This is a genomic window from Allobosea sp., assembly GCF_036675845.1.
Classification (GTDB): domain Bacteria; phylum Pseudomonadota; class Alphaproteobacteria; order Rhizobiales; family Beijerinckiaceae; genus Allobosea.
This window is the reverse complement of record NZ_JAKFED010000007.1, coordinates 1-8,666: the sequence shown is the minus strand read 5'-3', so window position 1 is coordinate 8,666 and position 8,666 is coordinate 1. Positions and strand designations below refer to the sequence as shown.

The following is an 8,666-nucleotide window of genomic DNA, read 5'->3' as shown; positions in this document are numbered from 1 at the left end:
CCGAGCCGGCGCCCAGGCCGGCGCTGCGAGCCGTGGCCGAAGCGCCGGCGACCGCACGCCGGGCCGCGGCGGCCGCCGTGACACCGCCCGACGAAGCCGCGGTTTCGGCGCGCGCCTTGGCGCGCGAGGCCAGGACGCTCGACGAGCTCAAGGCGGCGATGGCGGGTTTCGAGGGCTGCGCGCTGAAGGCGACGGCCAAGAACCTGGTCTTCGCCGACGGCAACCCGGCCGGCCGCGTGATGCTGGTCGGCGAGGCGCCCGGCGCCGACGAGGACCGCGCCGGCCTGCCCTTCGTCGGCCGCTCCGGGCAGTTGCTCGACCGGATGCTGGCTGCGATCGGGCTTAGCCGAGCCGAGCAGGTCTACATCGCCAATCTCCTGCCCTGGCGGCCACCGGGCAACCGCACGCCGACGCCGCAGGAGGTGGCGATCTGCCTGCCCTTCGTCCAGCGCCAGATCGAGCTCGTCGATCCCGACATCCTGGTCTGCGTCGGCCGGCCCTCCTCGATGGCGCTGCTCGACGTCAAGAGCATCATGGCCGCCCGCGGGCGCTGGCTGGAATATGACAGCGGCAAGCGCACGATCCCGGCCCTGCCGATCCTCCACCCGGCCTATCTGCTGCGCAGCCCGCTCGACAAGCGCCTGGCCTGGCGCGACCTGCGGGCCCTGAAGGCGGCGATCGAGGCGCTGTGACGGGGGGCGGCATCACGCCGCTGCGGCATCGAGCGGCGCTGCCGGCCGGCCTTGCCTTGCTTATTCAGCCCGCAGAGTAGAACCTGCGATTCGCGGGGTCTCGCGGCCATGACATGCGTGGCCGGAATGCCGGAGCGACGCGATGGAAATCGACGCCTTTCTGCTGTCCCGTATCCAGTTCGCCTTCACCATCTCGTTCCATATCGTCTTCCCGGCCTTCACCATCGGCCTATCGGCCTATATCGCGACTCTGCTGGCGCTCTGGCTGAAGACCGACGACCCGAAATTCCACCTCCTCGCCCGGTTCTGGACCAAGATCTTCGCGGTCTCCTTCGCCATGGGCGTGGTCTCGGGCATCGTGCTCTCCTACCAGTTCGGCACGAACTGGAGCCGGTTCTCGGTGGTCACCGGCAATGTGCTCGGCCCGCTGATCGGCTACGAGGTGCTGACCGCCTTCTTCCTCGAGGCCTCCTTCCTCGGCGTGCTGCTGTTCGGCTGGAAGCGCGTGCCGCCCTGGCTGCATTTTCTCTCCGCCGTCATCGTCGCCGGCGGCACGGCCCTGTCGGGCTTCTGGATCCTCTCAGCCAATAGCTGGATGCAGTATCCGGCCGGGCACGAGGTGCGCGACGGCATCGTCTACCCGGTCGACTGGATGAAGATCGTCTTCAACCCGACCTTCCCGCTGCGCTTCATGCACATGATGACGGCGGCATACCTCACCACCGCCTTCGTGGTGCTGGCCACCGGCGCGCGCCATCTGCTCGCCGGGCACCGCACCGAATCGGCCAAGACGATGGTCCGCATGGCGATCCTGATGATCGCCCTGACCGCGCCGCTGCAGGCGGTGATCGGCGATTTTCATGGCCGCGAAACCGCGATCTACCAGCCGGCCAAGCTCGCGGCGATCGAGGCGCACTGGGATTCCTCCAAGCCCGGCGCGCTCGTGCTCTTCGCCTGGCCCGACGAGCAGGCGGAGCTGAACCGCTTCGAGATCTCGATCCCCGGGCTCGCCAGCCTGTTCACCCATGGCAGCATGGACGCGCTGTTCAAGAGCCTGAAGGACTTCCCGCGCGAGGACCGGCCGCCGGTGCTGATCCCGTTCTTCGGCTTCCGGCTGATGGTCGGCATCGGCGTCTGCATGATCCTGTTCGGCTGGATCGGCGCCTGGCTCTGGTGGCGCGGCGGGATCTTCGAGGCGCGGCGCTGGCTCTGGATCGCGCAATACACCTGGCCCGCCGGCTTCGTCGCCATCCTTTCCGGCTGGTTCGTCACCGAGGTGGGCCGCCAGCCCTGGCTCGCCACCGGCATCCTGCGCTCCAAGGATGCGGTCTCGCCGGTGACGACCCTCGAGGTCGCGATCTCGCTGGCGCTGTTCGTCTGCGTCTACTGCGTCGTGTTCACCGCCGGCATCCTTCTGATCAACCGGCTGATCGACAAGGGACCGGACGAGATCAGCCATGAGGACCCGCCCGAGCAGCCCTCGAAGCGGACGCTGAAGGCGGCCCAGGCACCGGCTTCCGAACTGTTCGGCGACGGCAAGCCGGGCGACGACAAGATCCAGCCGGCGCTCTGAGGAGAACCCAGATGGAATGGTATCTCCCCGTGATCTGGGCCGGACTGATCGGCGCCGCGGTCATGCTCTATGTCGTGCTCGACGGGTTCGATCTCGGCATCGCGATCCTCTTCCCGACGACCGGGGAAGAGGCCGAGCGCGACCAGATGATGAACTCGGTCGCGCCGTTCTGGGATGGCAACGAGACCTGGCTGGTGCTCGGCGGCGCCGGCCTCTGGGTCGCGTTCCCATTGGCCTACGCGATCATCATGCCGGCCTTCTACATCCCGGTCATCCTGATGCTGCTGGCGCTGATCTTCCGCGGCGTCGCCTTCGAGTTCCGCTGGGTGGCGAAGCCGCGGCACAAGGTCTGGGATCTCGCCTTCTGGGCAGGCTCGACCGTCGCCGCCTTCTCCCAGGGCCTGATCCTCGGCGGGCTGATCCAGGGCATCAAGGTTGTCGACGGGCAGTTCGCCGGCGGCCCGTTCGACTGGCTGACGCCCTTCACCTTGATGTGCGGGGCCGGCGTCGTCGTCGGCTATGCCCTGCTCGGCGCGACCTGGCTGGTCTACAAGACGGAAGGCGTGGTCGCCGAGCGCGCCCGCCGCCAGGCCAAACTGCTGCTGCTCGGGCTCCTGGCCTTCGCGGCGTTGGTTTCGCTGTGGACTCCCTTTGCCCATCCGCGGATCGCCGAGCGCTGGTTCACGCCATCGAACCTGCTGCTGCTCTGGCCGTTCCCGGTGCTGACCGCCTATTGCGGCTACATGGTCTGGAAGCGACTGCACGGGAACCACGAGTTCACGCCCTTCGCCTTCACCATCGCGATCTTCCTGCTCTGCTTCCTCGGGCTGGCGATCTCGAACTTTCCCTATCTCGTGCCCCCTGGCCTGACGATCTGGGACACGGCGGCGGCGCCGTCCTCGCATATCTTCGTGCTGATCGGGATCAGCTTCCTCCTGCCGATGATCCTGTTCTACACCGCCTTCGTCTACTGGACCTTCCGCGGCAAGGTCAGGATCGACAGCGGCTACCATTGAGGCGCCGCTTACGCCTCGGACAGGGGCGCAGAATGAACGCTTGAGTTCAGGCTGCGCCTCGCGGAAATTGGCAGCGCTGCAGCAAGGGCCTCGCGATGCGTTGGGAAGATTACCGCCAGTCCGAAAACCTCGAGGACCGGCGTGGCGGCGGCGGCGAATTCGCCGGCCTCCCGGGTGGCCGCGGCGGCATCGGCATCGGCACCATGGTCGTGCTCGGCCTGGTCGGCTGGGCGCTCGGCATCGACCCGCGCATCCTGATCGGCGGGGCTGAGATGATCGGCGGCATCGGCGGGCGCAGCGCGCCGACGCAGGAGCAGCGCAAATCGGCCGGCCCGCCGCAGGACGAGCTGGGCCGCTTCGTCTCGGCCGTGCTGGCGCAGAACGAGGACATCTGGTCGAAGGTCCTGCCGCAGCAGGCCAACCGCAAATACACAGCTCCGCGCCTGGTGGTGTTCGACGGCGTGACCCGGTCGGGCTGCGGCACCGCCCAGTCGGCGATGGGGCCGTTCTACTGCCCGAACGACCAGCGGGTCTATCTCGACACCTCCTTCTTCCAGGAGATGCAGCGCAAGCTCGGCGGCGGCGGCGACTTCGCCTATGCCTATGTCATCGGACATGAGGTCGGTCACCATATCCAGAACCTGCTCGGCATCCTGCCCAAGGTGAACCAGATGCGCGAGCGGCTCTCCGAGCGCGAATCGAACCAGCTCTCGGTGCGCGTCGAATTGCAGGCCGACTGCTTCGCCGGCGTCTGGGCCTACAACATCAAGGCGATGGATCGCATCCAGCCCGGCGACATCGAGGAGGCGATGCGCACCGCCTCGGCGATCGGCGACGACAAGCTGCAGCAGCAGGCCGGGCGCGGCGCGGTGGTGCCCGACTCGTTCACCCACGGCTCGGCGGCGCAGCGCATGCGCTGGTTCAACGCCGGCTTCAACTCGGGCTCGATGCAGAGCTGCGACACGTTCCGGACGAACCAGCTCTAAGCGTCGACCTCAGGCTAGCGCCCGCTCCCGCCCCACGGCGAGCCGGCGCGGCGAAGCCGGCAGGCGGCCGGAGAGGAGCTGTTTCTTCGGGGCGATCAGCCCGGCCCTGACGCGGCGCGAGCGCAGCGAGACCGCGCCCCATTCGCGCAATGCCGCCAAGCCGCGCAGCGGCATCAGCGCCGGCGTCGTGGCCGCGATCAGCAGATGCCGCTCGATGCTCGCCACCCAATGCGGCTCGGGCAGATCGCCGGCTTCGAGCAGCAGAACCCAGTCGCCGCGCGCCTGGGCAACCCCGAGCGACCAGGAGGCGCCATTGCGCGCCGCGACATAGCTCGCGCCGGTCGCATCGGCGAGGCGCAGGGTCTCGGCATCGCCTTCGGCTCCGATCACCACCGCATGGCCGATGACGCCGTCCGCCACCGCCGGAATCAGCACCGACAAGGTCGCGGCCAGCGCCTCGGCGCGACCATTGGCGCGAATGACGGCGGTGAGCATGGCCCCAGTTCTATGCCGCAGCGCAACATGCCGCAATCCTGCCTCTTGCAATCTGTTCCTGTTATGTTCACATTCCTTCGTCGTGATACCGGCGATTCCGGCGAGGAGCCACCCCATGCGCCAAGCTCGACCTTCCGCGAGACCTCCGGCGACGCAGGCGCTGAAGCGCCGCGATGCCGAGCCGGCCTCGGTCTCCGCCCGGCTCGCGCCGGTCGACCCCCTCGCCTATGTCGGCAGCCGCATCGACCCGGAGCGGCGGCGCGGGCGCGGCGCGACGATCAATCCCGGCGGCCGCTTCGAGGCGGAGCAGCGCGTCAGCGAGGATGATGGCTGGGGCTCGCTCGGCGAATTGCCGTCGTTCAAGACCGAGATCTCGATCGAGAAGCCGCGCACCATCATTACGAGGAACGATTCCCCGGATATTTCCTTCGACCGCTCGATCAACCCCTATCGCGGCTGCGAGCATGGCTGCGTCTACTGTTTCGCCCGGCCGAGCCACGCCTATCTCGGGCTGTCGCCGGGCCTCGACTTCGAAACCAAGCTGACCGCCAAGCCCGACGCGGCGCTGCTTTTGGAGAAGGAGCTCTCCTCTCCCAGCTACCAGCCGCGCACCATCGCGATCGGCACCAATACCGACGCCTACCAGCCGATCGAGAAGAAGCTCCGGATCATGCGCGGGATCCTGGAGGTGCTGGCGAAGTTCAACCACCCGGTCGGGATCGTCACCAAATCGGCGCTGGTCCAGCGCGACATCGATATCCTGGCGCCGATGGCGGAGAAGGGCCTGGTCAAGGTCGCGCTCTCGGTGACGACGCTCGACCCGAAGCTGTCGCGCGGCATGGAGCCGCGGGCGGCCGCCCCCGCCAAGCGGATCGAGACGATCCGCCGGCTGTCGGAGGCCGGCATCCCGGTCACCGTGCTGGTCGCGCCGATCATTCCGGCGGTGAACGAGCACGAGATCGAGCGCATCCTCGATGCCGCCAAGGCCGCCGGCGCGCGCGAGGCCGGCTATGTGCTGCTGCGCCTGCCGCTCGAGGTGAAGGACCTGGTGCAGGACTGGCTCGTCACCCATCATCCCGACAAGATGCGCCATGTCGTCTCGCTGATCCGCTCGACGCGCGGCGGCAAGGACTATGATTCGGCCTGGGGCCAGCGCCAGGTCGGCTCCGGCCCCTATGCCTGGATGATCGGGCGGCGCTTCGAGATGGCGGCCGAGCGGCTCGGCTTCAACGCGACGCGGCTGCGATTGCGCAGCGACCTGTTCGTCAGGCCGGAGAAAGAGAAGGCGCAGCTCAGCCTGTTCTGAGCGGGCGGCTCCTGCCCTTGGAGCCTGTCGTCCCGGGCGACCGCAGGGAGACCCGGGACCCATGCCTGGCCATGGCCAATAGAGGCTCGGACATGGATCCGGGCTCTGTGCTGCGCTCCGGCCGGGATGACCATCGCGTCGGGTTGAGAGTCAGATGGAAAAGCCCCTGCGCCGCGCGGCGAACTGTGGATGCGCGGCAGCCGGGGCAGACCGCACCGCCGCGATCTGGCATAGCGTGGCGCCATGTTCGCCGATTTCAGCCATGAGGCGCGCGCCATCGCGCAGGGGTGCCAGCTCGTCGCCGGGGTCGACGAGGTCGGCCGCGGCCCGCTCGCCGGCCCGGTCCTGGCAGCGGCCGTGATCCTCGATCCGCAGGCGATCCCGGAAGGCCTCGCCGATTCGAAGCTGCTGAGCGCCGCGCAACGCGATGCGCTCTTGAAGATCATCCTTCACCAGGCGCTCGGCATCGGCATCGGCAGCGCCTCGGCGGTCGAGATCGACCGGATCAACATCCGGCAGGCGACGCTGCTGGCGATGCGCCGGGCGGTGGCGGCCCTGCCCTTGCGGCCCGGCCTCGTCCTCGTCGACGGCAACGACCCGCCCCGCCTGCCCTGCCGCTGCGAGGCGATCATCGGCGGCGACGCGCTGACCTCGTCGATCGCGGCGGCCTCGATCGTCGCCAAGGTCACGCGCGACCGGATGATGGCGCGGCTCGGCCAGCTCTATCCGGCCTATGGCTTTGCCGGCCATGTCGGCTATGGCACGGCTCGGCACCGCGCCGCGCTCAAGGAGCACGGCCCCTGCCCGGCGCACCGATATTCCTTCGCCCCGGTGAAGGGCGTCTGGACGCGGGCGGAATCGCTTCCATAGCGCGGCCCGTCATTCTCGGGCGGAGCGCCGCGAAGACCCGAGAGCCCCGTGAAGGAAGGGTTCTGGAACGTGCCTCCTCCGGCCCGAGATGCTCGGGTCAAGCCCGAGCATGACGCCTCTCACGGCACCGCCCCGCGCTTACCATTCCTTAACTTCCGTTTCGAATTCCCTAACCTTGTCAAAGAGCTAGGCAAATTCTGCAGCCCCAGAATGGCACGCATTTTTTTCAACCCGGAAACCCGGCCTTTACCCTGACCGCCCCAAGATCGCGACTGTTGAAGTTGCGTAACGGTCTGGGCGTCATGAGTATCTCGCGTACCGGGACCGCCAGTGCCGCCGTCCGGATCCAAGTCTCGCGTACCGGACGGCCTGCACTGGAGTCCCGGATGAAGGCCAAGAGCCTTCCACCCGCAACGGGCCTTCTCCCGGCACTCCCCCTCGATCAGGTCATCGTCGGCGACTGCGTCGCGGCGATCGAGGCGCTGCCGCCGGCCAGCGTCGACCTCGTCTTCGCCGACCCGCCCTATAATCTGCAGCTCGGCGGCGACCTGCGCCGGCCGGACGACAGCCTCGTCGACGCCGTCGACGACGACTGGGACAAGTTCTCGTCCTTCGCCGAATACGACGCCTTCACCCGCGCCTGGCTGACCGCCTGCCGCCGCGTGCTCAAGCCCGACGGCGCGCTCTGGGTGATCGGCTCCTATCACAACATCTTCCGCGTCGGCTCGATCCTGCAGGATCTCGGCTTCTGGATGCTGAACGACATCGTCTGGCGCAAGGCCAACCCGATGCCGAACTTCCGCGGCCGGCGCTTCACCAATGCGCATGAGACGCTGATCTGGGCGGCGCGCGGCGCGAGCTCGAAATACACCTTCCATTACGAGGCGCTGAAGGGTGGCAATGACGACCTGCAGATGCGCTCCGACTGGTATCTGCCGCTGTGCACCGGCGACGAGCGCCTGAAGGACAGCGCCGGCACCAAGGTCCATCCGACGCAGAAGCCCGAAGCCCTGCTCGCCCGCGTGCTGCTCTCGGCCAGCAATCCCGGCGACGTCGTGCTCGACCCGTTCTTCGGCACCGGCACGACCGGCGCCGTCGCCAAGGCCCTCGGCCGGCATTTCATCGGCATCGAGCGCGAGCAGACCTATGCCAGGGCGGCGCGCGCCCGCATCGAGGCCGTCAAGCCCTTGCCACCGGAAGCCTTCGCCACTGCCCCGTCGAAGCGCAGCGAACCGCGCGTGCCCTTCCTCAGCCTGGTCGAAGCCGGGCTGGTCAAGGCGGGCGAGGCCGTCTTCGACGAGAAGCGCCGCCACAGCGCGCTCGTTCGCGCCGACGGCACGTTGAATCTCGGACCCGCCGTCGGCTCGATCCACAAGGTCGGTGCGCTGGCGCAGGGCCTGCCGGCCTGCAATGGCTGGACCTTCTGGCATGTCGAGCGCGAGGGTGCGCCGGTGCTGCTCGACGCCCTGCGCGGCGAGATCCGGGCGCAGCTCGCGGCGGCCTGACCCGCGGACCGAGCCACATCGTCATTGCGAACGAAGCGAAGCAATCCCGGGACCGCAGCGCGAACCCTTCTGGATTGCTTCGCTTCACTCGCAATGACGGCTTGAGGTGCCGGAACGGGTTTTAACCCGGCCGCAGCGCCTCCAGCCCGGCTTCCAGCGCCTTGAGGAAGACGCTCGGGAACGCCTCCTGCTTCAGCCGGGCGAAGGGCGTGAAGCGCATGCC

At 68.3% G+C, this 8,666-nt stretch carries 8 protein-coding genes; 7 read left to right on the top strand and 1 reads right to left on the bottom strand.

Annotated features, from left to right (window positions below; genetic code table 11):
- The 4 genes from V6M56_RS00395 to ypfJ all read left to right on the top strand — a co-directional run.
- A partial coding sequence (locus V6M56_RS00395) for a uracil-DNA glycosylase (RefSeq protein WP_332680590.1) occupies nucleotides 1-692 on the top strand: 692 nt, incomplete at its 5' end.
- A 142-nt stretch (nucleotides 693-834) separates the two neighbouring features.
- Complete coding sequence (locus V6M56_RS00390; protein WP_332680589.1) at nucleotides 835-2,265, top strand: cytochrome ubiquinol oxidase subunit I; 1,431 nt, start codon at nucleotides 835-837, stop codon at nucleotides 2,263-2,265.
- A gap of 11 nt (nucleotides 2,266-2,276) precedes the next feature.
- Nucleotides 2,277-3,281 (top strand): cytochrome d ubiquinol oxidase subunit II, encoded by a 1,005-nt coding sequence (cydB, locus tag V6M56_RS00385; protein WP_332680588.1) that lies wholly within the window; start codon nucleotides 2,277-2,279, stop codon nucleotides 3,279-3,281.
- A 95-nt stretch (nucleotides 3,282-3,376) separates the two neighbouring features.
- Entirely contained in the window at nucleotides 3,377-4,267 is an 891-nt protein-coding gene (ypfJ, locus tag V6M56_RS00380; RefSeq protein ID WP_332680587.1) for a KPN_02809 family neutral zinc metallopeptidase, read from the top strand.
- A 9-nt stretch (nucleotides 4,268-4,276) separates the two neighbouring features.
- Here ypfJ and V6M56_RS00375 read toward each other — a convergent pair whose 3' ends face one another.
- Complete coding sequence (locus tag V6M56_RS00375; protein ID WP_332680586.1) at nucleotides 4,277-4,762, bottom strand: glycosyltransferase family 2 protein; 486 nt, start codon at nucleotides 4,760-4,762, stop codon at nucleotides 4,277-4,279.
- 115 nt (nucleotides 4,763-4,877) lie between these two features.
- Between V6M56_RS00375 and V6M56_RS00370 the strand changes: the two genes are divergently transcribed.
- The 3 genes from V6M56_RS00370 (at nucleotide 4,878) to V6M56_RS00360 (ending at nucleotide 8,443) form a co-directional block, all read left to right on the top strand.
- Complete coding sequence (locus V6M56_RS00370; protein ID WP_332680585.1) at nucleotides 4,878-6,068, top strand: PA0069 family radical SAM protein; 1,191 nt, start codon at nucleotides 4,878-4,880, stop codon at nucleotides 6,066-6,068.
- A gap of 243 nt (nucleotides 6,069-6,311) precedes the next feature.
- A complete protein-coding gene (locus V6M56_RS00365) occupies nucleotides 6,312-6,938 on the top strand; it encodes a ribonuclease HII (RefSeq protein WP_332680584.1) in 627 nt (208 codons plus the stop codon).
- A 302-nt stretch (nucleotides 6,939-7,240) separates the two neighbouring features.
- Nucleotides 7,241-8,443 carry a site-specific DNA-methyltransferase gene (locus V6M56_RS00360; RefSeq protein WP_442881040.1) on the top strand — a complete coding sequence of 401 codons (1,203 nt, stop codon included), beginning with the start codon at nucleotides 7,241-7,243 and terminating at the stop codon, nucleotides 8,441-8,443.
- Nucleotides 8,444-8,666 lie beyond the last annotated feature (223 nt).